23 protein-coding genes, 1 pseudogene and 1 riboswitch are annotated in these 24,447 nt (G+C 48.4%); of the genes and pseudogenes, 9 read left to right on the top strand and 15 right to left on the bottom strand.

Features of this window, described 5'->3' with window-relative positions; genetic code table 11:
* Positions 1-8: 8 nt before the first annotated feature.
* Positions 9-473 carry a cupin domain-containing protein gene (locus NST83_RS02290; RefSeq protein ID WP_014279425.1) on the bottom strand — a complete coding sequence of 155 codons (465 nt, stop codon included), beginning with the start codon at positions 471-473 and terminating at the stop codon, positions 9-11.
* Between the two features lie 308 nt (positions 474-781).
* Between NST83_RS02290 and NST83_RS02285 the strand changes: the two genes are divergently transcribed.
* The 4 genes from NST83_RS02285 to NST83_RS02270 are packed head-to-tail and all read left to right on the top strand — an operon-like array spanning position 782 to position 3,745.
* Complete coding sequence (locus NST83_RS02285; protein ID WP_137061330.1) at positions 782-1,540, top strand: amino acid ABC transporter ATP-binding protein; 759 nt, start codon at positions 782-784, stop codon at positions 1,538-1,540.
* A gap of 31 nt (positions 1,541-1,571) precedes the next feature.
* Complete coding sequence (locus NST83_RS02280; RefSeq protein WP_342416410.1) at positions 1,572-2,402, top strand: transporter substrate-binding domain-containing protein; 831 nt, start codon at positions 1,572-1,574, stop codon at positions 2,400-2,402.
* A gap of 18 nt (positions 2,403-2,420) precedes the next feature.
* Entirely contained in the window at positions 2,421-3,080 is a 660-nt protein-coding gene (locus tag NST83_RS02275; RefSeq protein ID WP_342416409.1) for an amino acid ABC transporter permease, read from the top strand.
* Positions 3,081-3,094: 14 nt separating this feature from the next.
* Positions 3,095-3,745: an amino acid ABC transporter permease gene (locus tag NST83_RS02270; RefSeq protein ID WP_342416408.1), complete on the top strand. Its 651-nt coding sequence runs from the start codon at positions 3,095-3,097 to the stop codon at positions 3,743-3,745.
* A gap of 63 nt (positions 3,746-3,808) precedes the next feature.
* Here NST83_RS02270 and NST83_RS02265 read toward each other — a convergent pair.
* Both NST83_RS02265 and NST83_RS02260 read right to left on the bottom strand, forming a co-directional pair.
* Positions 3,809-3,937 (bottom strand): annotated as a pseudogene (locus NST83_RS02265) (ABC transporter ATP-binding protein); the annotation flags it as partial.
* Positions 3,938-4,057: 120 nt separating this feature from the next.
* Complete coding sequence (locus NST83_RS02260; protein WP_342416407.1) at positions 4,058-5,653, bottom strand: DUF6359 domain-containing protein; 1,596 nt, start codon at positions 5,651-5,653, stop codon at positions 4,058-4,060.
* 213 nt (positions 5,654-5,866) lie between these two features.
* A riboswitch (glycine riboswitch) is annotated at positions 5,867-5,980 on the top strand.
* A 210-nt stretch (positions 5,981-6,190) separates the two neighbouring features.
* On the opposite strand from NST83_RS02260, the gene sdaAB reads away from it, so the two are divergent.
* A complete protein-coding gene (gene sdaAB / locus NST83_RS02255; RefSeq protein WP_342416406.1) occupies positions 6,191-6,880 on the top strand; it encodes an L-serine ammonia-lyase, iron-sulfur-dependent subunit beta in 690 nt (229 codons plus the stop codon).
* Positions 6,870-7,769, top strand: a complete 900-nt coding sequence (gene sdaAA / locus NST83_RS02250) for an L-serine ammonia-lyase, iron-sulfur-dependent, subunit alpha (RefSeq protein ID WP_044647735.1) — start codon at positions 6,870-6,872, stop codon at positions 7,767-7,769. The genes sdaAB and sdaAA overlap by 11 nt, the downstream gene beginning before the upstream one ends.
* A 309-nt stretch (positions 7,770-8,078) precedes the next feature.
* Here the strand turns inward: sdaAA and NST83_RS02245 are convergent, their stop codons facing one another.
* From NST83_RS02245 to NST83_RS02220, 6 genes are all read right to left on the bottom strand, one after another.
* Positions 8,079-10,415 carry an Ig-like domain-containing protein gene (locus tag NST83_RS02245; RefSeq protein WP_342416405.1) on the bottom strand — a complete coding sequence of 779 codons (2,337 nt, stop codon included), beginning with the start codon at positions 10,413-10,415 and terminating at the stop codon, positions 8,079-8,081.
* Positions 10,416-10,587: 172 nt separating this feature from the next.
* Positions 10,588-11,748, bottom strand: a complete 1,161-nt coding sequence (locus tag NST83_RS02240) for a serine hydrolase domain-containing protein (protein ID WP_342416404.1) — start codon at positions 11,746-11,748, stop codon at positions 10,588-10,590.
* Between the two features lie 166 nt (positions 11,749-11,914).
* Entirely contained in the window at positions 11,915-12,376 is a 462-nt protein-coding gene (locus tag NST83_RS02235) for a pyridoxamine 5'-phosphate oxidase family protein (RefSeq protein WP_342416403.1), read from the bottom strand.
* Positions 12,377-12,435: 59 nt separating this feature from the next.
* Positions 12,436-12,672 carry a non-oxidative hydroxyarylic acid decarboxylases subunit D gene (locus NST83_RS02230; RefSeq protein WP_342416402.1) on the bottom strand — a complete coding sequence of 79 codons (237 nt, stop codon included), beginning with the start codon at positions 12,670-12,672 and terminating at the stop codon, positions 12,436-12,438.
* A gap of 41 nt (positions 12,673-12,713) precedes the next feature.
* Positions 12,714-14,132: a non-oxidative hydroxyarylic acid decarboxylases subunit C gene (locus NST83_RS02225; protein WP_137061320.1), complete on the bottom strand. Its 1,419-nt coding sequence runs from the start codon at positions 14,130-14,132 to the stop codon at positions 12,714-12,716.
* Between the two features lie 28 nt (positions 14,133-14,160).
* On the bottom strand, positions 14,161-14,751 hold the full coding sequence (locus NST83_RS02220) for a UbiX family flavin prenyltransferase (RefSeq protein ID WP_137061319.1): 591 nt from the start codon (positions 14,749-14,751) through the stop codon (positions 14,161-14,163).
* A gap of 162 nt (positions 14,752-14,913) precedes the next feature.
* Between NST83_RS02220 and NST83_RS02215 the strand changes: the two genes are divergently transcribed.
* Positions 14,914-15,819, top strand: a complete 906-nt coding sequence (locus NST83_RS02215) for a LysR family transcriptional regulator (protein WP_342416401.1) — start codon at positions 14,914-14,916, stop codon at positions 15,817-15,819.
* A gap of 50 nt (positions 15,820-15,869) precedes the next feature.
* Here the strand turns inward: NST83_RS02215 and NST83_RS02210 are convergent, their stop codons facing one another.
* The 5 genes from NST83_RS02210 to NST83_RS02190 all read right to left on the bottom strand — a co-directional run bounded on the left by NST83_RS02210 (position 15,870) and on the right by NST83_RS02190 (position 22,167).
* A complete protein-coding gene (locus tag NST83_RS02210; protein WP_342416400.1) occupies positions 15,870-17,069 on the bottom strand; it encodes a response regulator in 1,200 nt (399 codons plus the stop codon).
* On the bottom strand, positions 17,050-18,846 hold the full coding sequence (locus NST83_RS02205) for a sensor histidine kinase (RefSeq protein WP_342416399.1): 1,797 nt from the start codon (positions 18,844-18,846) through the stop codon (positions 17,050-17,052). The genes NST83_RS02210 and NST83_RS02205 overlap by 20 nt, the downstream gene beginning before the upstream one ends.
* A gap of 30 nt (positions 18,847-18,876) precedes the next feature.
* Entirely contained in the window at positions 18,877-19,701 is an 825-nt protein-coding gene (locus NST83_RS02200) for a carbohydrate ABC transporter permease (RefSeq protein ID WP_342416398.1), read from the bottom strand.
* A 13-nt stretch (positions 19,702-19,714) separates the two neighbouring features.
* Positions 19,715-20,605: a sugar ABC transporter permease gene (locus tag NST83_RS02195; RefSeq protein WP_137061314.1), complete on the bottom strand. Its 891-nt coding sequence runs from the start codon at positions 20,603-20,605 to the stop codon at positions 19,715-19,717.
* Between the two features lie 230 nt (positions 20,606-20,835).
* Positions 20,836-22,167: an extracellular solute-binding protein gene (locus tag NST83_RS02190; RefSeq protein WP_342416397.1), complete on the bottom strand. Its 1,332-nt coding sequence runs from the start codon at positions 22,165-22,167 to the stop codon at positions 20,836-20,838.
* Between the two features lie 290 nt (positions 22,168-22,457).
* Between NST83_RS02190 and NST83_RS02185 the strand changes: the two genes are divergently transcribed.
* The gene (locus NST83_RS02185; RefSeq protein WP_170970762.1) at positions 22,458-22,619 is read left to right on the top strand and encodes a hypothetical protein; all 162 of its coding nucleotides are present in this window, start codon (positions 22,458-22,460) and stop codon (positions 22,617-22,619) included.
* A gap of 258 nt (positions 22,620-22,877) precedes the next feature.
* Here the strand turns inward: NST83_RS02185 and NST83_RS02180 are convergent, their stop codons facing one another.
* On the bottom strand, positions 22,878-23,618 hold the full coding sequence (locus tag NST83_RS02180) for a Crp/Fnr family transcriptional regulator (protein WP_342416396.1): 741 nt from the start codon (positions 23,616-23,618) through the stop codon (positions 22,878-22,880).
* Between the two features lie 299 nt (positions 23,619-23,917).
* Between NST83_RS02180 and NST83_RS02175 the strand changes: the two genes are divergently transcribed.
* A complete protein-coding gene (locus tag NST83_RS02175; RefSeq protein ID WP_342416395.1) occupies positions 23,918-24,367 on the top strand; it encodes a GAF domain-containing protein in 450 nt (149 codons plus the stop codon).
* Positions 24,368-24,447: the final 80 nt, after the last annotated feature.

The following is a 24,447-nucleotide window of genomic DNA, read 5'->3' as shown; positions in this document are numbered from 1 at the left end:
AAACTTCTTTATTCAGTTTTACCCTTTGCAATCAGCTTGAAATCGTCAAAGTGGAATCCCGGAGCAACGACACAGGTTACCAGCACAGGCTCATCCCCAAGCGGACGCGCCGTTTGCCATACTGTGCCTGGCACCAGCGCTTGTGGATGCTGTCCTGCCTCTACATCGGCACCGACGATAATCACCGTTTCTTCACCAGGTTGTTCTCCGCTTCCACCCAATTTCAACTCCACAGGGCTTCCGCTATGATACAGCCACAGCTCATCCGAATGCACGACATGCCACTCGGAGAACTCGCCCGGATGCAGCAAAAAATACGTCGATGAAGCTGCAAAGCGCGGACCGGAATACACATCCGGCAGTACAGGCTTCGGAATTTGAAAATGGGACTTCCACATTTCTTTGTACCAGCCGCCTTCCGGATGGGGCTCCATGCCCAATGCGGTTACCAGCGGTGAAATAGCTTTCGTCATTGCACTAACCTTCCTTTACCCTAAATTCCTTCTCCCCTACTGTAAAACATACCGTTGCTTTTGTCACGTTTCTCCCTTGGAATGTCGAAGGAGATTATTTTATGTCAAATAAAATAACATTAAATTGTGCATTCATGCTCATTCACATGTGAAAATAGCGATTCACTCATGAAAAATTACATAAAAAATATACTTAAAGTGAAGTTTTATGACATAAAATCTTGTTTTTTATTGTAAGCTTATAGTATCATGAGAGAAAATTTTGAAATTTTGATAGAGCTTGATCATGCCAGCCAATCTACCAAGCTATGTATCCAAGCCTGAAAGGGGTGAGCCTTCTGATCCAGTTTCGCAACGTCAACAAGCATTTTGGTCACTTCCATGTACTTAAAGACATCAATCTTCAGATTAAGGAGGGCGAGGTCGTCGTGATCATCGGACCCTCCGGCTCGGGTAAAAGCACCCTGCTACGCTGCATCAATCGTCTGGAAACTATATCGGACGGAGAGCTGATCGTCAACGAAATACCTGTACATGACAAAAAGATTGATATTAACGCCTTCCGGCGCAATATCGGTATGGTATTCCAGCACTTCAATTTGTATCCCCATAAAAGAGTGATTGAGAACATTGTACTCGCACCTATGAAGGTGCTGGGCATCTCCAAGGAAGAGGCTACCCAAACAGGCATCACCTATTTGAAGCGTGTTGGGATCGAGGAAAAAGCACAGAGCTACCCCGCCCAATTGTCCGGGGGGCAGCAGCAACGGGTTGCTATCGCTCGTGGCCTCGCTATGAATCCAAAGATCATGCTGTTTGACGAGCCTACCTCCGCACTTGATCCCGAAACCATCGGGGAGGTATTGGATGTTATGCGTTCGCTCGCCCATCAGGGCATCACCATGGTCATTGTGACTCATGAAATGGGCTTTGCCCGTGAAGTAGCGGATCGCGTCATTTTCATGGACAAAGGACAGATTTTAGAAGACAGTCAGCCTGCCGAGTTTTTTCAGAATCCGGGTGAAGAGCGGGCGCGCCTGTTCCTGAGCCGTCTGATTCACCATTAAACAGACCTTTAATCGAAAGGGGATTGTTCAAATGAGAAAAAGATATTCATGGTGTGCCCTTATGCTGCTTATGCTGTCCTGTCTACTCGTTTTGGCTGGTTGTGGAGGCAAGCAAGGAACGGCAACGTCGGGGAATGAGGCGGCAGCAGCCAACGGGCTGGAAGCCATCAAGCAGCGTGGCAAGCTGGTTGTTGGTGTGAAATACGACACCAAGCTGTTTGGTCTGAAGGACCCAGCTACCGGGAAAGTAGAAGGCTTCGATATCGACATTGCCAAGGCGGTAGCCAAACATATTTTTGGAGACGAAACCAAGCTTGAATTGAAGGAAGTCACATCCAAGACACGAATCACCTTGCTGCAAAACGGGGACATCGACGCCATTATCGCAACCATGACCATTTCGGACGAACGTAAAAAGCAGGTCGATTTCAGCGATGTCTACTTTAACGCCGGGCAATCCCTGCTCGTGAAAAAAGGAAGCCCGATTACCGGTCTGGAGTCCCTAACCCCCGCTACCAAGGTACTCGCCGTTAAAGGCTCCACCTCCGCCAAAAATATCCGCGAAAAAGCACCCAAAGCGACTATACTGGAGTTCGAAAACTACCAGGATGCATTCAACGCACTCAAGGCAGGTCAAGGGCAGGCGTTGACCACCGATAACTCTATTCTGCTCGGCATGCAACAGCAAGACCCGAATTATACCCTCGTAGGCGGGAACTTCACAGAGGAGCCTTACGGCATTGCAGTGAAGAAGGGACAAACCGAATTGCTGCAAGCCATTAACGATACGCTCAAGGAACTGAAAAGCAACGGTGAATACGATAAGCTCCACGAGCAATGGTTTGGGGTTAAACCCGAATAATGGGGGTGCCATCCGCAGATGCTTACTTTTGATATCAACGTACTTTTCGACCACGGCGACCGCTTTAGAGAAGGCTTGCTTCATACCGTTCAAGCCAGTGTCATTGCCTTGATCGGAAGCTTTATTCTGGGGGCGATCATTGCTATCCTCCGAATTGCGCCCTTTCAATGGCTGAACTGGATTGGAACTGTCTATGTAGAGGTCATTCGTAATATACCGTTGCTGATCGTTGTGTTGTTCTTTTATCTGGGACTTCCCACTTTGGGTGTTCCCTTGGACGGATTTACATCTGGAACGCTTGGCTTGACTGTGTACACCGCCTCCTTTATTGCAGAAGCGATACGTGCCGGCATCCAGTCCGTACCAAAGGGGCAATTTGAAGCCGCACGCTCCTCCGGGCTGAGCTACAACCAGACGATGATCAGTATTATTTTGCCGCAAGCGATTAAAATTGTACTGCCTGCGATTGGCAACCAGTTCATCAATCTGGTCAAAAACTCTTCCGTACTGGCCATAGTAGCCGGATTGGACCTGATGTATTATTCGGATCTGATTAACTCGGATACCTTTATGCCCATCACCGTCTATGCCATCACAGCGTTGCTATACCTTGCCTTGACGGTTCCACTTAGCTTTCTTGTCCTGTATATGGAGCGTCGTCTGTCCAGAATATCCTAAGGAGGGAAGCCCGTATGGATTTCAGCGGCTTGTTTGTATGGCCTAATGTGCGTTTTATACTGGAGGGCTTCCTGCTAACACTGGAGGTCTCCGTTTATTCCATCATGTTCAGCTTCGCGCTTGGTATCGTGTTCGGCATCCTGCGTTATACGCGCTTACCTGTCATTTCACAGATGGCGGCCTTTTTGATTGATCTGATTCGCAATCTTCCGTTATTGCTCATTATCTTCTTCATCGGTATGGTCTTACCGTCCATTGGTCTTTCCATTTCACTTAAATGGGCAGCCATTACGGGCCTGTCGATCTTCGAGGGTGCCATGATCGCCGAGATTGTCCGTAGCGGTTTGAACTCCGTTCATAAAGGACAGATCGAAGCCGCACGGTCCTCCGGGCTGAGCTACTCCAGAACGTTATGGCATATCATTTTGCCCCAAGCGCTCCGCCGTATGGTGCCGCCCATCGTCAGCCAGTTCATTTCCCTGCTCAAAGATACTTCTCTCGCGGTCATTATCAGTCTGCCGGAGCTGACGCATAACATCCAGATTGTCGGAGGTCAAAATCAGTCCTTCGTCATTCCGGCTCTGCTATTCGCCGCCTTCCTGTACTTCGCTGTTAATTACAGCATGTCGGTGCTTGCACGCAGGCTGGAAGTTCGTACTCATTAGCATTCATTACACATAGCTTGATCAGAGCTGCCGCCAGCCTGAACGTTCTGTCAGCACAATAGCAAGGTCCATCCGGTTATCCAGTTCCAGCACACGCACCTTTTTCTTCTTCGTGGAGAGAGTCGCATGATAATCGAGATTTTCCTCAATTTGCTTACCCATGCTCATCAGTGGATTCAATGCTGTTTCTGGCACAAAATGTAATGAAATAACCAACCACAAGCTAATTTTCAGCACCAAAAAAGTCGCCTGACCCCCTTAAAGGGATCAAGCGACTGGCTGGTCCAGCTCAAATTGTGCTCACTTCGCTGCTTACGAAGCCGCTCCATAGGAGCCGGACTTGAACGTTCTTGGATCGTACCATTTGTAGCCCGCTGCCGGAGCAGCCCAGGGCTCAGCCTGCGGTTCCGTAGAAGCCGCAGGCTCCTCGAACGGCAGCAGCTGTGTTGGCTGATCCAGTGTCAGACCCGTCACATCGGACAGCTTCGTATAGTCCTGCTTCCATGCAAGCCATTGGACGGTTTGTACCAAGAAGGTGGAATCGTCCACTTCCTTGAAGCCATCGTACGTCTTCTTTGACTGTCCGTTTTCCTCACGTACATATTTCGGCGTGGCATCCTCAACTGGCGAAGAATCACCGATAAACGCTGCCTTGCCCTGACCTACCTTGGCTATAGCAGCATAAGGTCCTTCAGCACGGCCCCCTCCGTTATAGACACCCTGGTCCACGGCATTGCCCCATTTTTTCGTGCCTGTAGGGATATAAGCGATTCCTTTAGCCTTGGTCGGATCCATAATCGCCAATGTAGAACCAGCATGCATCGCAATCGAACGTACACCCTTCGTAATGCCGAAGGATTGATCTGCGGCTACGATATCGGTAGCATTCACGTCACCGAGCGCATTGTAGCGGAAACGAACGCCAAAGTTCGTCGCCAGCCAGTCGGAACTGGTTAATCCCTGCATCGCTGGTGATGCAGCTTCTTCTGTTGTCATACCTTTAGCAGGATTGGAATAGGCTCCACGGCGGTAGCCGTTCATAACCTCGGAGGAATCCCAACGGTTTTTGTTACGGTCGGCGTTATAGTGGTCCGAAATGAAGAAAATGCTGCCTCCATTCTTCACATATTGCACCAAAGCCGCCTGCTCGGATGCCTTAAAGGCAACATTGGCTTCGCCAATAATGAACACATCATATGGGCGCAGCTTGTCGTACGTTATAGCCTGCTCGCCATAGGTAAAAGGGATGGAACGGTTCAACTGGTCCACGGTAAAACCAGCATTACGCAGCCCACCCGCAAAATCGGAAAAGGCTCCATCTATAACCCAATCCGCCGCTCCGGCTGTCTGTGCGTGCGTATTATCGAACAGCACTTTTTTGCCTTTTCCATCCGGCAATGTCGTACCGGGTTGACCTGGGGTACCAGGACCAGGCTCGCCAGGATTCCCAGGATCGCTTCCATTTGCCAGTTCCAGAGCGCTTGGGCTTTTCACTCCACCAAAATTGTTATAGGCACCCAGCGTACCTGTCACGCGAATTTTGCTGCCGATGAGCTCAGGATGGCCTGACAGCCCGAATGGTCCTCTATACGCAGATGTCAATTGTACATTTAACAGATTAGACGTATTGCGTTCACTCGCCTGATCCGCAATCAGTACGTTAAAATCGTTGGCAAACGGGGCAGAGAAATTAGCCGTTTTCGATCCGGTGGCATGTCCGACGACGTAGCCTTCTACCGTCACCGTACCTCCGCTGCTTTGGCTCTGAAGCGCTTCCGCTACCGTCAATGCGCCCTCTGCATTGACCTGACCGAATGGAACAAAAATTCCTATCAGCAGTGATACCATTGCCGCCAGATGCAGCATTCTTTTCAAGCGGGAACTTGTGAACCTGAAACCTTTTACCATACGTAAATGCCCCTCCTATTATTCCATAAATTAGCTTGTCCTCTATCAGATTAGCTATCAACCTTCTAATTCCTTCCTGCTTTCATCCATAATTATGTAAAATTTAATCTTTTTTATTGAGAAGACACCTGATTTTGTAAAATCTCAGCCAGTGATTGACACCGGGCATGGCATACATTACGCTTAGGAGGAAATGTTGAACGGTATACGCGAATGAAGATGACGGGAGAGTCTGTCTGGGAATTACATCCCGGCAGCACCGAAGGAGCAAGACGTCAGCACCCGGCTGGCGGATAATCTCTCAGGTCCATGTATCGTCATCTGACGCAACTCTGGAGAGAGCGCAAGCCACCCAAGGGGTAAGGCGGTATTACACCGCACGAAACTCTCAGGTAACCAGGACAGAGATAAGGGAAATTTCCTTATCCTGTCTTTTTTGTGCTTACATGCTGCGTCAGCATTAGAAACCGTCACACCCGCGCAAAGGCGCGGCAGCACCATATACTTATGGTATTCAAACATACAGGGGGCCACATCATGCGTTTTAAGGATGTATTTTCCATTATTGGTCCGGCTATGACCGGACCCTCCAGCTCGCATACCGCAGGCGCGGTGCGGCTCGCACGTGTTGCCCGGCACTGGCTAGGTGTGCAGCCTGACCGTGCCCGCATGACGCTGTACGGATCATTTGCCGATACGTACAAGGGACACGGTACAGACCTGGCACTCATCGCCGGACTGCTGAATTACGATACAGACGACTACCGGATCCCGGATGCCGAGCAATGTGCAGATCAAGCCGGGATGGAAGTAGAGTTCGCTGTCAGCGGACTGCCCGCCCCCCATCCGAACACCGTTCGCTTCGAGCTATGGAAGGATGAAGATCAGCGTACGCTGCTAGGCTCCTCGATCGGCGGCGGAAACATTCATGTTCAGCAGCTCAACGAATTTCGGGTCAATCTAACCGGAGAACTGCCTACGCTGGTGCTTCTCCACTCGGATAAGCCCGGAACATTGGGCGTGGTGACTTCAGCGCTGGGCGCGGCTGACATTAACATTGCCTATATGCACGTGGATCGCAAAGGTCGGGATGGCGAAGCGCTCACTGCCATTGAAACCGATAGCCCGGCTTCTGCTGAATTAATTGCCGAGCTGCGGGCTTTGCCTTATATGTATGAAATCAGAATGATTAACTTGAAAAAAGGAGCTGAATCCGATGCGGTTTAGCCATTTGCATGAATTAGGTGCCTTGTGCGCCGAGGAATCCACTACGATTGGTCGCTTGATGATCAAGGAACAGGTACAAGAGACGAACACACCGGAGGAAGAAATCTTCCGCCAAATGTCTGATTATTATGAAGTCATGAAGGAGGCCGTTCATCGCGGACAGACACAGGACACCGTATCCCGCAGCGGCTTGACGGGCGGCGATGGCAAACGCCTGGCGGAATATTTGCGCGCAGGAGAAACCTGCTCCGGCGATGCCTCGGCACTCGCTATGGCGTACGCCCTCTCCGTGTCGGAGGTCAATGCGTCCATGGGTCGCATTGTCGCCACGCCCACCGCAGGCTCATGCGGGGTCATCCCCGGCGTGTTCATCAGCGCGCAGGAGCGGTTTGGCTGGGATGACGAGCATATGGTGCGCGGACTGTTCGCCGCTGGAGCGATTGGCTACGTCATCGCCAACAATTCCTTCATCTCCGGCGCGGAGGGAGGCTGCCAGGCCGAGATTGGCTCAGCCATCGGGATGGCAGCAGGTGCCATGGTCGAGCTGCGCGGCGGTACGCCAGAGCAGGCCATCCATGCAGTAGGCCTCGCGCTCAAGAACACGCTCGGCCTGATTTGCGACCCCGTCGCCGGACTCGTGGAGATTCCATGCATCGTGCGCAACGGGCTGGGAGCCGTGACCGCGCTTGCCGCCGCGGATATGGCTCTGGCGGGTGTGCGCAGCGCCATCCCGTCTGACGAAGTCATCGACGTGATGCTCGAAGTCGGCAGCGCAATGCCGTCCAAGCACCGCGAGACCGCCAAAGGCGGCTTGGCCCAAACGCCGACCGGCAAGCGTCTGACGGAGTCGCTTACGCGCAACATACCAGCCAAGAAGGATAAGTCGTAGTTTCTAAGGTGAAATGCTTGCTCGACACATCCATTTTACCAAAGAGCGGCTTGATTGATTTTAGAAGGATTGTAGAACCTTTTTCGCTTAAAGAAGCGGAGAGGACGGAACGATTGTGGAAAAGCGAAAGTGGTCGCCTTTGTGCCCGGATTTTCACCACTAAGGGGAATAGTAAAAATCTGGGCACCACAGCGATTGCAACAACGGTCCGTTCACGAAGCGTCCATCTGAGTGCCAACGAAAATCCTTCTCCATAGCAAAGGGGCGCCCCATTGCCATTTCCATGGCTTTTGGGACACCCCTTTTTTCCTACTGAACGTTCACCTGTACCTTCGTTGTTTTTCCTGCATATTTCACGGTAATTACAGCTTTACCCTTACCCTGTGCCTTAATGCTGCCATCTTTGACTGTAGCAACAATAATTCGGGACGAGGACCAGACTGCTGGCTTGGATACATCCTTCTCCGACTCATCCTTATACGTAGCTGTAGCCGTAACCTTAGCTACTTGTCCTACTTTCAAATTCAACGAGACTTCGTCGGTTTGCAAATATTTAAGCGTATCGACATCCACAGGTACGGTGATATATTTCCCGCCAAACTTCGCTTGAATATTGGTTTTACCGTAGCCTACCGCGGTAACCTGGCCCTTTTTGACTGTAGCTACCTTATAATTCATCGTTTTCCATTCGGCTTGGGCCGTAACGTCCTTTTCTTTGCCATCACTGGATTTGACCACAATTGCGATGGTTTTTTGATCCCCGGATTTAAGCGATAACGCGATAGCATCCGCCTCAATCTGTTGCGCTACATCCACTTCTACTGTAAATGTAATGCTTTGCTTGCCATAAGAAGCTGTAACAGTAGCCTTGCCACTGCCATTCGCTTTGATCAAGCCCTCGCTAACCTCGACCACCTTCACATTGCTGGTAGTCCAGGTAGCATCCTTGGTTACATCTGTTTTTGTACCGCCGCTCTTGACGCCTGCTACTTTCAACTGCTTCGTTTCCTGGGCACCAAGCGCAATCACGCGTGTGTCTGTTTCCAAACGGTCTACGAGACCGACTTGTACATTAATGGTCAGCTTTTTGCCATTATAAGTGGCGGTAACAACCGCCTTACCCGCTGCTTTACCCGTAATTGTTCCTTTGGATACGGAAGCAACATCTTCCGCACTTGAAGTCCATTCTGCATCCTGTGTCACATCTTCCTTACGACCATCCGCATACGTAGCGGTCAGAGTAGCAACATAATCCTCATCAATATCAATCGTTGCTGTTTTGGAGGACAGGGACAGGTCACCAGGCACATTCACAGATACCTTCGCTGTGACCGTTTTGCCACCATAGGAAGCTGTGATCGTGGCCTCACCTGTTTTATAGCCCGTTACTTCGCCCTTACTGACAAATGCAATATCTTCATTGCTGGATTTCCAATCTGCCTTGCTTGTAATATCTTCTTCCGTACCTGTTACATACGTAGCGGTCAGCTTGAGCTTTTTGGTTTCCTTGGCGCTCAGGCTCAGCTTGTCCTCACTCAAATCGAGATATCTGGAGGTTTCAACGTCCGTTTTAATCGAAACTGTCTTATCACCATACTTAGCGGTCACCGTAGCTGAACCCGCTCCAATTGCCATAATCGTTCCTTTATTCACCGTCGCAATTTTCTCATCGCTTGATGTCCAAGCAGCTTTGTCTGTAACATCCGTTACCGTTCCATCCGGGTAAACAGCGGAAACCTGTATTTTCTTGGATTCATCCAATCGGAGAAAAATATTGGATTCGCTAGCTTTCAGCTTATTCGTTTGATCGACATCCACTGAAATGGTAGCAGACATCGTACCGTATTTACCTGTAATCGTCGCTTTACCCGCGCTGTAGCCAGTAATGGTGCCTTTCAGCACATCCGCTACGGCTGCATTGCTGGAGCTCCACTCGGCGGACTCAGTAACATCCTGCACCGTTCCATCCGGGAAGGTCGCTGTCAATTTTACCTTTTCGGTATCCTTCAACAAAAGAGAAACTTCTGATGAACTGGCATCCAGACGCTTAACCTGCTCCACCTGCACAGCAATCGTTACGGTTTGTTGACCGTATACAGCCTTAATATTGGCTGTACCTGCTCCCTGAGCGGTAACCAATCCGTTAACAACAGTAGCCACCTTTTGATTATCCGAGGTCCAAGTCGCATCACCCGATACCTGAGCTGTCGTGTTATCACTGTACGTCGCTGTCAGATCGACCTGTCCTGTGCCGCTTGAACGCAAGCTCAGACTTTGCACACTGGATGTGAGCGCCTTAACCTTTTTCGTTACATGTACCTGAACCGATTGTATCTTATCTTTATAGGTCGCAACCACAGTTGCTTCCCCTTCGCCCTTACCTGAAACCGTACCGTTATATACCGTAGCAATAGCGGTATTATCACTTTTCCAATCCGTGCTTACAGTTACATTTGAGGTTGTCCCATCGCTAAAAACAGCCGTAGCCGTTATCGCAGATGTATCGCCCTGCTGCACAGTTACCTCGTTAGAGGAAAGAACAATCTTGGAAAGCACCGGATCAGCCGCGAATGCAAACCCTGCATATGATGTAAAACTTGAGATCAGGATGACCAACGCCAGAAAACCAGACCACCTATTCTTCAAAATCTAATTCCCTCCCATTTCGAAACTTAAAATTAAGAATTTCGCAAAATCCTTATACCTACGTTTTATTTCGACATGTGGAAAAGAATAGTTTAGGTTTTGGAGAAAACTTGGTCCTTATTAACTAGAATCGGTACTGACAAAGATTAAATCGTTATATATAATCTCACTTTTACAAGCAGCTATAAGCTGCTGCACGAAGCCTCAAATGATGGTATTCTTCCATATTTGGGGCCAGCTGATGCATATAAACGACGGAGAACTGCTCGCTTGGATCTATAGAAGCCCAAGTGCCTGCTGCTCCCGTCCAGCCAAATTCTCCAATAGAGCTGTTTGCATGTCCAGCCGCCTTATCAATTAATGTGCGCACGCCCAGTCCGTAACCATAACCTGTATGATATGAATTCGTAAAATCAGATAGTTGGGCTGTATTCAGATGATTGGTGCGCATTAAATCAATGGTTTTTCTCCCCAATAGCCTTACACCGTCTACCATGCCACCGTTTGACAGCATTTGTAAAAATGTAAGGTACTCTTTAACTGTCGAATACAAACCAACCCCTCCACTTTCATATACAGCGTCTGGCTGATGGTGCTCGTCCAAGAAACCCTCAATTTTTTCAAGCTCTCCGGTGTCTGTCCGTTGGTAAAAAGAGGCCATACGAGATTCAATGTCTCCACGATAACGGTAACCTGTATTGTTCATGCCAAGCGGATCAAAAATTTCATCCTTTAGGAATTGTCCTAATGATTTTCCAGAAATGACTTCAATAAGACCTGCAACAAGATCATGTCCATATCCGTATAACCATCGTGTTCCCGGTTCAAAGGCAAGCGGAACTTTGGAAAGCGCTTTAATTTCTGTGCGCAAGTCATATTTCCCCTGCTTCTCCTTTAATGCTGTAATGACCTTCTGCATAGCTTTTCCTGTTTCTGAAGACTGAGAAGCGTAAGGAAGACCCACACTCATATTGAATATATGCTTAATTAAAATAGGGGTTTCCGCCTTATCCATATAGGTGTATCCGTTAGGAGCAGTTTTAAAAACATACGGATTACGATATTCGGGTAAATATTCATACAAAGGCTCATTCAACAGAAATTGTCCGCGTTCGTACAGCATAAGTGCTGCCGCACATACAATAACCTTTGTCATGGAAAACAAGCGATACACAGTATCTTCAGTGATTGGCTTTCGAGCTTCCAGATCAGCATATCCGTGATACCCTTCATACAACACTTGGCCATTTTGTGCAATGGCACAACCACAACCTGCTGGCCCATTCGCTACGAATTGTTGCAGTAACTGATCTACCTTTTCAAAACGAGACATATTCATTCCTCCTGTTTTTGCTTCAACAGAAACAAGCTTTCCCTCGCGCTCTAAATTTCCTGCAACAACAAGCTCAACCTGAGTTCCTTGTAAGCGCTTGTCCCCCGCATTTATTTTAACGGTAAACTCAGTAAATACAAAGATTATTTGTCACAACCCGATGGCTTTACATTAACAATTCTGCCACTGTTTCGTTCCAGCGATTTACCACCGATTCCGGCTCCTTGAGACGAACCGTGACACCTGTCAAGATATCCGCATATTGAGCAGAATCCTCTCTGGCTGCGAAAACCCGTGCCGCAAACCGTTCGCGTAAATACTTGGCCCCGGCCAAAGCTGGCAGGTGTTCCAGCGACAATCGGACATAATGCGCCTTCCCGCCGATGAACACCGCCAGTGTCGCCTTCCCGGTACGAATCATGTTGCCCGTCGTAGTCGTGCCCGGCCATAGTGCCAGACGCAGATTTCCCTCATCCAGAGCTACAATCTCGCCCACGCTAATCATTGCAATATGCGGCCACTGATCCTCAGTGACCGTCAGCAGCATCATCGCTTCATGCTGCTTGCGTTCCAACCTTTTGCCGTCCAACAGCGTGAACAGCTCCTTACCGATCCTTGGTGTCTGCATGAAGTATAATCCCCTTTACATTTGGCCTATATCTTCAAAGTACCACAATTTACGGCTGCTTACGAACGGCCCTGTACCCACTCTGGAATAGGAGGGACATGAGCAGCATTCGGAATATCCTGGGGGTTTACCTTGAACGCCGATTTATACTTTGCCGGATCAGTAATACTATCCGGTTCCGAGGTGCGCCATGTGAACATACATACAGGACACAGCAGGACCTCCCAGGCACCTTTCACTGGCGAACGGGTAACAACCTCCGAACGATTAGATTCACAACGGGGACAAATATGCATCTGTCAGCACTCCTTTAATCTTTCTATATTTTCAAAAATATTTAACGAAGCATTTGGCTCAGCTTTTTTTCCCATTCCGCTACACCGAGCGGGGAATCGAGCGGCTGCGAATAATGGCCTCTAATATCCGGTGCTATGGGTGTCGTCGCATCCAATATCATTTTGTGCGTCATACCTGCCGGATCAGAGCCGGGGTCAAGCGGTAAAATAGACAAGCCCGGCACAATGACAGCATCATGCTTCGGATGCAGCTTGGTGGACAAGGCCCACATGACCTGCGGCAGATTGAACGGATCGACATCCTCATCCACCACAATCACCAGCTTGCAATATCCCAATCCATGTGGAGTCGTTAGCGCACGCATTCCCACAGCCTTCGCAAAGCCGCCATAACGGGTTTTCGTGGAAATAATAGCGACCAGCCCATGCGTATACATGGCATTAACGGCTACGATTTCATTAGGAAATGCATCCTTGAGCTGTTGAAACAACGGTACACTTGTATTCACTCCGATCATATAATCCGTTTCCGTCCAAGGCATCCCGATGTACAAATGCTCAAATATAGGCTGCTTACGGTGATATATACGATTAATCTGAATGACTGGCATCGCGCGGCCGCCGGAATAGTGACCTGTAAATTCACCGAATGGACCTTCAAACTCACGCTCACCCGCTAACACTTCACCTTCCAGAATAACCTCGGCTCCCCAAGGCAGATCGAGATCCGCATCCTTGGCTTTGACCACACGGTAAGGCTCACCCTGAATGGCGCCCGCCATCTCATACTCGGATTGATCGTACAGCAGCGGCGTAGAAGCAGCCGTGGTAATCACAGGCTCACATCCGAGAGCAATAGCGACCTTCAGATTTTCACCGCGTTCCTCAGCCTGACGGATATGGATCGCAATATCATGCTGCGGTACAGGCTGGATACCCAAACGGTTCTTGCCCTTGACCTGCATCCGGTACAAGCCGACATTTTGCTTGCCATAGGTGTCCGGGTCATCCAGATCGCGTGACACCAAAATCGCTTTATCCAGATAAAACCCTCCGTCTCCCTGGTTCAAACGAAACAACGGTAAAATATCAAACAAATTAATATCCTCTGTAATCTCGACTTCATGAAAAGGAGCGGTTTCTTCCCGCTTAACGGGCACCGGAAATTGTTCATAGCGTCTGGCAAATTCAAAAAACTGCTCCTTGAGCGGCGTGTTTTTTGGCATTCCCATCATGAGGGCATGATTAGGCCAGGAGCCCATCACATTCATTGCAATACGAGCATCCGTATATCCATAGATATTGTTGAAAAAAAGGGCAGGCGTCTTATCCCCCATATTGTTTAACGCTCTGTTAGCTGCTGCGAGGTCAGGCTCCGGCTTTACTTCATCGCTGATCGTAAGCAATTGTCCCTCCTTTTCCAAAGTATGCAGAAAATCGCGAAAGTCTTTATAAGCCATCATTCATTCTCCTTTGTCTTCCGTTTTCTCAATTCTGGTGCAGTCTGGAGTCAGCCTGCTTCATTCCATCCCAGCGCTTAGCTGCGGTAGTGACAATACCGAACTGATCCAATGCGCGAAAAACAATATGATCCACCAATTCCTCGATACTTGCAGGATGATTATAAAAGGCAGGCATCGGCGGCAGGATCATCACGCCCATACGTGACAGCTCCAGCATATTTTCCAGATGAATACTGCTTAATGGTGTTTCCCTGGTCATGAGCAGCAGCTTCTTTCGCTCCTTCAGCATTACATCCGCTGATCGGGTGAGCAGGTTGTCCGCCATACCGATACGAATAGAGGCGAGCGTCTTCATACTGCAAGGAGCGACGATCATGCCATCTACCCGGAAGGAGCCGCTGGAAATACGCGCAGCCTGATCCTTATACGAATAAACTGCATCCGCCATGGCCTCCACTTCCTTCACCGTGTAGCCTGTCTCATAGGGAATGTTCGCAATAGCCCACGGGGATAACACCAGATGGCTCTCCACTGCGGCCTCCCGTAATTGTTGCAATATACGGATACCGAAGATCGACCCTGTCGCTCCCGATATTCCTACAATGATTTTCTTCATATGTCCCCTCCTTCCACCCCATCGTTGTATGTTCACCAATGCATCACTGTCAAAAATTATACGCCTGTTCCTTGCACACGAAAAATATATATAATATATGTAATGCATACTTTAAAAGTATTCAAATCGAAGCGTTGTTCAGAAATGAGGTGGAAACCCCCAATGGATATGAAGCATCTGCATTACTTTTGCGTCATTGTGGAGGAAGGGCAAATCACCAAAGCTGCACGCACGCTCAACATGGCCCAGCCTCCGCTGAGTCAGCAGCTCAAAAATATGGAGGACGAGCTTGGGGTAAAGCTGATTTACCGGGAAGGAAAGAAGTGGGAGGTCACCGAGGCCGGATATGCACTATACACCCGCGCCAAACGATTACTGGCTGAAATGGAGGATACCTGTAGAGAAATTGGAGAGTTCGAAAGCAACGTAACCGGCACCCTGTCCATAGGCACTTCATCGGCCTGCATGTCTCTGATTACCGAACAACTCAGACGCTTTCATCAGAATTATCCGGAGGTATACGTTAAAATAGGACACGGAGACACACATCATCTGGAGGAACTGCTGCATCAAAATAAAGTCGATCTGGCTCTGCTGCTGCTTCCGGTAAACGACAACTCGTACCATACGATTGAACTGGAGGGCGTTTCTTTTGTTGCAGTACTTCCATGTGAATGGGCAGATCGCCATCCGAGTGGTGAAATTACGTTACAGGAAGCAGCCAGCTATGACCTCTTGTTGGGACGCCGAACAGAAGGACACGGGCTATACGAAACCGTCATCCGCAAATTTCAGGAACACCATCTTACTCCGCGCGTCGTACTGGACTGTCCTGAAATATCGACTATTCTCTCGCTCGTATCCACAGGCATGGGGATTACCATCATTCCAGACGCTGGCTTGGGACAAGAATATGGGGACAGATTTCGCACGCTCTCCATTAAGGAGCCGTTTCCCTTTACCCGGCCTGCCGTCGTATGGCGCAAGGATCGTTATTTATCCAATGCGGCTCGCAAATTGGTTGAACAGCTCCAAGCTGGACACACGAAAAAGACTGCTCCCGAGTAGATGCTCTACAGCTCTACTCATGAAACAGCCTTATGCTGGACGCACCTCTTTCATTCCTTCGTTGATACCGTCTTACCCTGATGCCGATACTCGGTCGGAGTCATTCCACATTTGCGCCGGAATACCTGTGTAAAATGCCGCATGTCCTGATAGCCAATCCGCTCGGAAATATCAGCCAGCCGAAGATGAGGATCACTGAGCAGCCGCTTTGCCTCCTCCATTCGCAAGCAAATAACGTAATCCTTGTAGCCTTGTCCGGTTTTTTGCTTGAACAACTGACTGAAATACACCGGATTCAAAAAGACGACCGAAGCCACCTTCTCCAACGACAATTCCTCTGTAAAATGCGACCGAATATATTGCAACGCCACATCCACCGTATGCATGCCTTTGCGCAGACATTCTCCGGCGTCCACTGCCGCGGCTGCAATCTCCTCGGGCGTTCGTCTTAGCCGTGCCACTTCTTCGGGAATGGACGCAAAATTGTGGTGAACCCCCGAACGCGTAATTTGTAACGGTACCTTCACATAACGCTTCAAGTGGGATTCGAGCAACGTTTCCAGCCGTGCCGCCTCTGCCTCATCCCGCAGCCGTGCAATGCCCAGCAGGCTATGGCGGTCGAGACTGACGACAAAGCCACTGCCGCCTGCCTCAATCAGCTCGGATAGTACATTTTCAATCATAAAATGCTCCAGGTGCGTCTGCTTGTGATCAGGCTCCATACGAACCATGAAGAGATGAAACTCCGGATAATTTTCCACAAACGGCTGTATATCGAGCTTCCCAGTATCCAGTCCAAGTGCATAGCGTTGAAAAACAGCTTCACGCAAATAGACCATATTGGACTTGAGAAGCCTGCCCTCGTTCGCCTGCTGTGAAGCGACAAGTGCTTCGGCCGCCAGCATTTCAATGCATTCCAGCAGCTTTTTTTTGCCGATCGGCTTTAACAGGTAGTCTTTGGCACCCAGCTTTACTGCTCTTTGTGCATATTGGAAGTCAGAATGGGCCGAAATAACAACCCACTGTAGGTGAGGATGCTTTCGCTTGGAAATGCGCATGAATTCCAGACCATCCATACCGGGCATCAGAATATCGGTCAATACAATATCCACGGGATGCTCCGCCAGAATGCCTGCTGCTTCCTCGGTGGAAGCAGCGAGATGAATGCCGCAGGCTGGCAGAGCCTGGCCAATGGTGCGCCGAATCCCCTGCCGAATCATACTTTCATCGTCAGCTATCAGAATATTCATGTTTCTCCTCCTTCTGTGGCAGAGGCACACTTACAGTGGCTGTCGTTCCGGCCCCAGGTGCGCTAGAGATCCGTAGGCCGTACTCTTCTCCGAACATGTGCCGTAGCCGTAAATTTAGGTTTTGCAGGCCGATGCCTCCCGCCTGCCCGCTGCCCGTCTGCTTGCCGGGTTCTGCCAAAGCAACCTGAACCACCTCCCATCGTTCGTACTCCATACCTCCGCCGTTATCCATAATATGCAGGCTTAAAACACCGTCATATTCCTCTGCCCTGACGAGCAGCTTGCCGCCTGTATTCGCATGAAGAGGTTCCAATCCGTGCTTGACCGCATTTTCAATCAACGGTTGTAAGGTCATTTTCGGCAAACGAATACCCATCCAGCGCTCATCAATACTGATATCTACGGATACCCTGCCTTCCAGCCGTGCCTGAATAATCGTGAGGTAATGCCCGATCTGCTCCACTTCTTCACGCAGACTGACATCGGTCCCTTCCTCCCAATGACTGCTGTAGCGGAACATATGGGATAAGGAAAGCACCACTTCCCCGAGTTGATCCTGCCCCTTTTCATCCAGCATCCAATAGATCATATCCAGCGTATTATACAGAAAATGGGGATTTACCTGGGTCTGGAGCGCATGCAGCTCGGCATTTTTTTCACTGACCGATGATATGCGAACCAGCTCGATCAGCTCCGCAATCCGTCTTACCATATGGTTGAAGGATGTCGCCAGTTGGTTGATTTCCTCATACGATTCAATCTCCACCGTATGGCGGAAATTCCCCGTCTCTACCCGTTTCATTTCCCGAATGACCCGCTTCAGCGGAAGCGAAATACGTCTGGAGACGATGGAAGCAATCAGCGCGGATAAAATAATGAGTACAGGCACCACGATGAGCAAATACCTTTGATTTTGCACCAGCTCCACGTTCAAATCCCCGCTGGGGGTCACACTAATGACCGACCAATCGGCAAACGGCAACTTGGAAGCGATTACAACCTTCTCATTACTCCGGTTTACAATGACATCCTCCTCAGGTACCTGCTGCTCCAGACTTTGCAGATCCGGTGGCGGTTCAGAGGAAGTAGCCGACACAATCCGATTTTTATGGCCTACCAGATATACCTGACTATTGGTACCCAGCCGCAAATTATGGAGTGCGGACAGAACAGAGCGCGGTTCAGCTTCAAACAGGACGATACCAATCGGCTTATGCTCATCCAGATCATAGAGCTGGCGCCCGAACGCAAACACGGGTCTGGTTTCCACCTGGTCAATGACAGAGTGAGGATAAACGCCCAGCCACGCGATTTTGCCCGCTGACTTTCGAATTTCCTTATACCATTCAGTGTGTTCGTAATCGGCATCAATAACATTCATATAATTCCCGTAGTTATATACCTTGCCTGTGTCTGTGATGACATGAATGCCAATCAGGTCCTCCCGCGAGTAATAGATAGCTCCCAGAATATTGGTAATTGTACGTTCATTGATGTAATTGACGGCGGGTAAATCCCCGATATCCGTCGTTAGCAGACGAACCAAATCCATATTGTTGCTGATCGATTTGGACAGACTGTTATAGCTGCTGAGCAGCAGTTCGAACAGTCCTGCCGTTTGGGAAACATTTTTACGTGCCAGCTCGCTGACCTTATCATGGTACTGTACTGTAGTACGGTTATAAAATAACAGACTAATCGCCAGCACAATACCGGACATGCTCAACAGGAAAAGAATAAACAAGCGGTGGTGAATAGACTGAAAACGGCGCATCATACCTCCGTGCGCTCCTTTCGAATCGCTCGCCTACCCTTTAACCGCCCCCGCTACCATGCCCTTGGTAATCTTTTCGGACAAGGTAAAATAAATAATAATAACCGGTAAGGCCCCCATGACCAGAAAAGCGCCAATATTGCCGTAATTCACAGAATACTGGCTGACGAATGTATAGACACCGAAAGGGAGTGTTTTGAGCTTCTCGGACGAGATAAAGGTGGCAGCCATAATGTATTCATTCCAGATATTAATAAAGGTCAAAATACATACCGTCATCATCGGCGGAATGGAGATGGGTAAGATCACACTGCGAAAAATACGAAAAATACTCGCTCCATCAATGTAAGCGGATTCTTCAATCTCGTGGGGAATGGACCGCATAAAGCCGGACAGGATGAAAACCGCAATCGGTGTCTGAAAAGCAATGTAGGGTAAAATTAGCGAGAAATACGTATTGAGAATGTTGATGTTTTTGAACATCACCATCAGCGGCAGCAGCGTTGCCTGCATCGGAATCATCATTCCAATCAGAAACAAGGTCAGCACAGCAGCCCCGAAGCGCCAGCGAAAACGCGTAATCGCATAAGCAGTCATCGAGCTTAGCAAAATGACGAATAGCATCGTAACCCCGGTCACCAGCACACTGTTTCCCAAATAGCGCAAGTAGCTCCCTGATTCATAAGCTTCCTGATAGTTGTGCCACTGGGGCACTTGAGGGAGGGCAAAGAAGCTTGCACTCAAAATTTCTTCATTCGTCTTCAACGAATAGGTCAGCAGCCAGAAGAGTGGGTACAGCTGCGTGACAATCAAAACCGCCAGCAAGGAAAAGACCCATGTTTTTTTCATGGTGTTCACAGCTTCATCCCCCTTAGCTTACCTTATTTTCGATTCGTTTGAAAACAAAATTTATCACAATTGTAAATGACAAACAGATAATCACGAGAAACGAAGCCAATGCGCTGCCATATCCATATTTCATGGACAAAAAGGACATGTTGTACATATACGTAGACACCGTATCCGTTGCATGAGCAGGCCCTCCACCCGTCATCACCCAGATCAGATCAAACGATTGCAAAGAACCGATAAAGGCCAATACAATGGATATTTTGAAAATAGGCACAATGAGCGGCAGCGTAATATAACGGTCTGCTTTAAACCCTACAGCTCCATCCATTTTGGCTGCCTCGTACAGTTCATTCGGAATATTTTGCACCCCGGTAAACTGAATCAGCAGATGATAGCCAAAATACTGCCACAACGATACAAAATAGAGAGCGTACATAGCAATCTGCGGTTCTGTCAGCCATGAGCGTGTCCAGCCTTCCAGCCCGACCGACATCAAAATACCGTTCAGCATCCCACCCATCGAGGCCGGATTATAAATCGTCTTCCACAGCTGCCCGATAATAACCACCGACAGAATGACCGGCAGAAAATACATCGTAACCAGCGTATTCGCCTTACGCACATAGCGATTAAGCAAAATAGCCAGCAGCAGGCAGAACGGAATTTCCAGCATGGAAAACACAGCGAACATCATCGTCCGCTTCACAGACGGCCAGAACACCGGATCGGCTGTAAAAATTCGCTCGAAATTCGCCAGCCCCACAAACTTTGCCTCAGATATTCCGTTCCAATCCAGCAGTCCACAGTACACCGACACCAGAATCGGAACAAACACCATACAGGTGTACAGCAGCAGGCAGGGCAGCACAAATACGGCAATGGTGCGTGCCGGCACCTTCAATACATTCATGCTCCCATCTCCTTTATGTTTTTTCTGAACATCTTCTAAAGATGCGCAGCTCATGGTTATCCCAAATTAGGGAAGGAACTGATGTGTCCCTCCCCTGTTAAGCTACAACTTCAGGATTTTGCAAAATCCGATTCCAGTCGCTCCAAAGTGCAATATTAGACGAACTAGGCCATTTCGATCTATATATTGTTCGTTGGAAATCGCTTATTGGATTTTTGCAGAATCCTCACTTATTTGTTCGCTTCAAAAGCGCTCTGATGCTCCTTGGCAACCTGTGCAGAGTCTTCTTTTTGCACGAACAGGTTTTGAATACTGCTCAGATGCGCCTGCGCGATAGCTGGATTCATCGTATTATCAAATGCGAGGTCGCCGCCTTTCACATTTTTGAACAGCTCATTGAGGTTAATCGCCAGCTCGGAGTAGCCCGCTTCCTTCAAATCACCTTTCATTTTCTGACCGCTGCCAATCGCATTTTTCAGATCAAACTGGATCTTCGGCATCTCTGTAATAAAATAGTGCAGAAAATCCTTTGTCTCCTGCAAATGCTCACTGTTCGCCGATACCGCAAACGCACTGCCCGGCGCAATCACATACTCATTCACATCTCCCTTGCCATTCACCGTCGGGAATTGGAACGCGCCCACCTTGCCTGCTACCGAAGAGGCATCTATAGATCCTGTTTCCCAAGTGCCCATGATATACATCGCAGCTTTTCCTGTTTTAAAAATATTGCCGCCCGCATTATAGTCAATGGACGTAGCTCCATCCGGGAAAGCCCCTGCCTGCACCAGTTCCTGAAATGCATCCACCGCCTCCACAAAGGCCGGATCATTAAACGTTTTTTTGCCGTCCAGCACATCCTTGAGGAAATTCGGTCCTTCATTCGTACGCAGCAAAATATTCATGAAAAGGAGTGATCCGGTCCACGAATCCTTTTCCCCAATCGCAATCGGGGTAATCCCCTTTCCCTTCAGCGCCTTGACCGCAGTGATCAGCTCATCAAAGGTGGTCGGCAGCTTTTGAATTCCCACCTGCTTGAACAGCTCTTTATTGTAAAACACCACTTCTATATTGTTGCCGTCTGGAAAAGCATACAGCTTATTATCGAAACTATAATAATCGAGCAGTCCATCCTGAAATGTATTCTTTAAGCCATCTTTATCCGCCACATCGTTCAGTGGAGCCAGCAGCCCGGCATCCACGAAGGGCTTCATCTGTGCGGCCGGATTTACAATCGTAATATCTGGAACTTCCTTCGCCGCTGCCTGTGTTTTGAGCTTTAACTTTTGTTGATCTGTATTCAGCGAATCCAGCTCAATTTTGACATTCGAATGATTCTGCTCATATTGACTTACAATTTCCTTTATCATTTTGTAGGAAGGAGTGCTAGGATCAGGATTAATGTTCTGGAAGGTGATTGTCACTTCTTTACTTACCGCGTCTCCCCCCTTGCTTCCTGAGTCCCCCGAACTTGCGCTCTGTCCGTTATTACAAGCTGTCAGCGTCAATGCCAAGGCGCTTGTCACCAAAATAGATAGCGCTTTCATTTTTGTTCTGCCCATACTCCTTTTCCTCCTCTTGTTGAAGCTTTGTGCGAATGTCTCCTTCGGTGAATACTCAATACCCGTTTGTTCTTTTCATTATGTTCTATAGAAAAGAAGTGAACAATGTGTGAACTTAAGGAGAAGGGTTTGTTTTTTCAAGCCCTCATTCGTACGCTTCAAAATTCATTCATATCATAACTTGCAATTTATCTCGAACACAGGCATAATATAAATAAGTTCAATTAGTGATAATGATTCTCATTATTAAAAGAAAAATATATTTGGACTCCAAAGGAGGCAGGACCGCAGTGAAAGAAGCTTTTAGTAGAACCTCCCTGCATATTGATGATTATTTGGATCTTCTCAATCTTGCGGTACAAGTCGGAGATGTAAAGTGGCAAAAGGAAATTACACGTAAACTTCAAGCCTTAAGTGTCCTCCAGACAGAACAGGTTGAAATAGATCAATAATCGACTCCCCAGCTAATTGACCGCTATACGGCGTTGGTTAGCTTTTTTTATATTATAAATGGAGCATTTTGCATAAATTCCAGGAGCGATTCCATATCAGCAATATAAAGATCGAAATGATTGAGTTCGTCTATATATTGTGCCTTTAAGCGTTCGGAATCGAATTATGCAAAATATTGATAATGTATGACTGCAGATTGTCAGAAGACATAAATAAGGCGGATCCTCAGGGATTCCGCCTTATTTATGTTCATATTTTTAGAGTCGGCAAATTTCATGCGCGCATTGGCCGTACGAAGGGCAGCAGCACATCGTGCGCAGCACCTTGAGGTCATGAATGACTATTTTGCCATCCCGCGTATCAAGCGTACCCTGCTCCTTCAACGTGCTTAGCATCCGATTCACACTCTCCCGTGTCGCTCCAATCATTTCGCCCAGCTCGGAGTGACTCAGCTTCATATTTAGTAAAATGCCATCCTTCACTGCTACACCACAAGTGTTGCTCGCCCGGATTAGCGTAGAGGCTAATGCACCTGTTTTACCATACAGCAGCAAATCCCGAAACCGTGATTGCATAATTCGTTGCTTCATAGCCATCCACTGAATGAATTGAAGCCCCATCGCTCCATTTTTGGTCAGAAGCGATTCCAGATCCTGAACACGCACGACGCCCAACTCACAGGCATCGGCTGTTTCTGCAGTGCAGCTATACTCTTCTCCATCTATCCCGCTGAATTCCCCAATCAAGTCACCTTGATGCTGAATGGTCAATATCAATTCTTTTCCGTCTTCTGTCGACTTGCGAAGCTTAACATGCCCCGAATGTATATAATATAGCTGCTCCGATTCTTCGCCCTCTCTAAAAAGCGTAATTCCCGCCTTTACCTTTTTCCAGGACATGATATCCTTCAGCAGCCCAAAATGTTCCTCAGTCAAAAAAAGCTGAATTCCCGTGCGTTCCACTTCATTCCCAAACCGTTCCGTACAAGTGGCTTGCATGTTGTTGTCCTCCTCGTGTTTACCTGATATCTATATCATAATGTTTTGACGCATCAGTTGTTATCAGGAGAACACCTGATTTTACAGCTTCCTACTCCCTGATTCGCTGTGACAAATATCACTCCCGCCATCGAGCAGAGCCTCATTTATCGGCGTTCCACCTACTCCTTCCCCCGCATGTTCAAAAGTCAGTGTTTCCTGTACCTATAGATCAGGGGGTTCCCTGACTTACTTTTTTAACTGCTGGAACTACAATAAGTTAGAGCTACAGTTTTGTTACGAAAAAGGATGTGTCTTCTATGCTAGAAATAACGGATGAAATGCGCAAAACACTGGATCAGTTGAGGGATCATATCTACGTGGATCTCACAGCACTTGCGCTCATGTCCAAGCCGGGCGGTAGCTTGCAATGGTATTATGCCTCCGGCAGCCGCAGCGAACGCTATCGGCGTATTTCTTTTAAGGTAGGACATGGCATTGCCGGGATGGCTGTTCGTTTGGGGCGTACCGTGACCGTAAGTGCTTTGCTGTCTGGTAGCATACGTCTGCGTCAGGAATGTGCGTTAATGCTGGCGGAGCAGCTTCACTCTGCTGTGGCTATTCCCTTTTCCAGCACAGGGGATCTGCCGAACGGTGTATTGCTTCTCGGTAATCGTGATGTGAGAGTGTTCACCGATTCCGACGTCTCACGGGCCACACAAGTCGCCGAACAGCTTGGTCAGCTATGTGCCCACACTCTTATTCTATGAGATTAATGGCATTTTTATAGAAAATGAGACGTAGATATTACGAAATATAACTGTACCTAACTGTCTATGTTGATTGGAAT

It is taken from the genome of Paenibacillus sp. FSL R10-2782 (assembly GCF_038592985.1).
In the GTDB taxonomy this organism is placed as follows: domain Bacteria; phylum Bacillota; class Bacilli; order Paenibacillales; family Paenibacillaceae; genus Paenibacillus; species Paenibacillus terrae_C.
The sequence above is the reverse complement of the archived record's forward strand: the minus strand, read 5'-3'. Positions and strand labels throughout refer to the sequence as shown.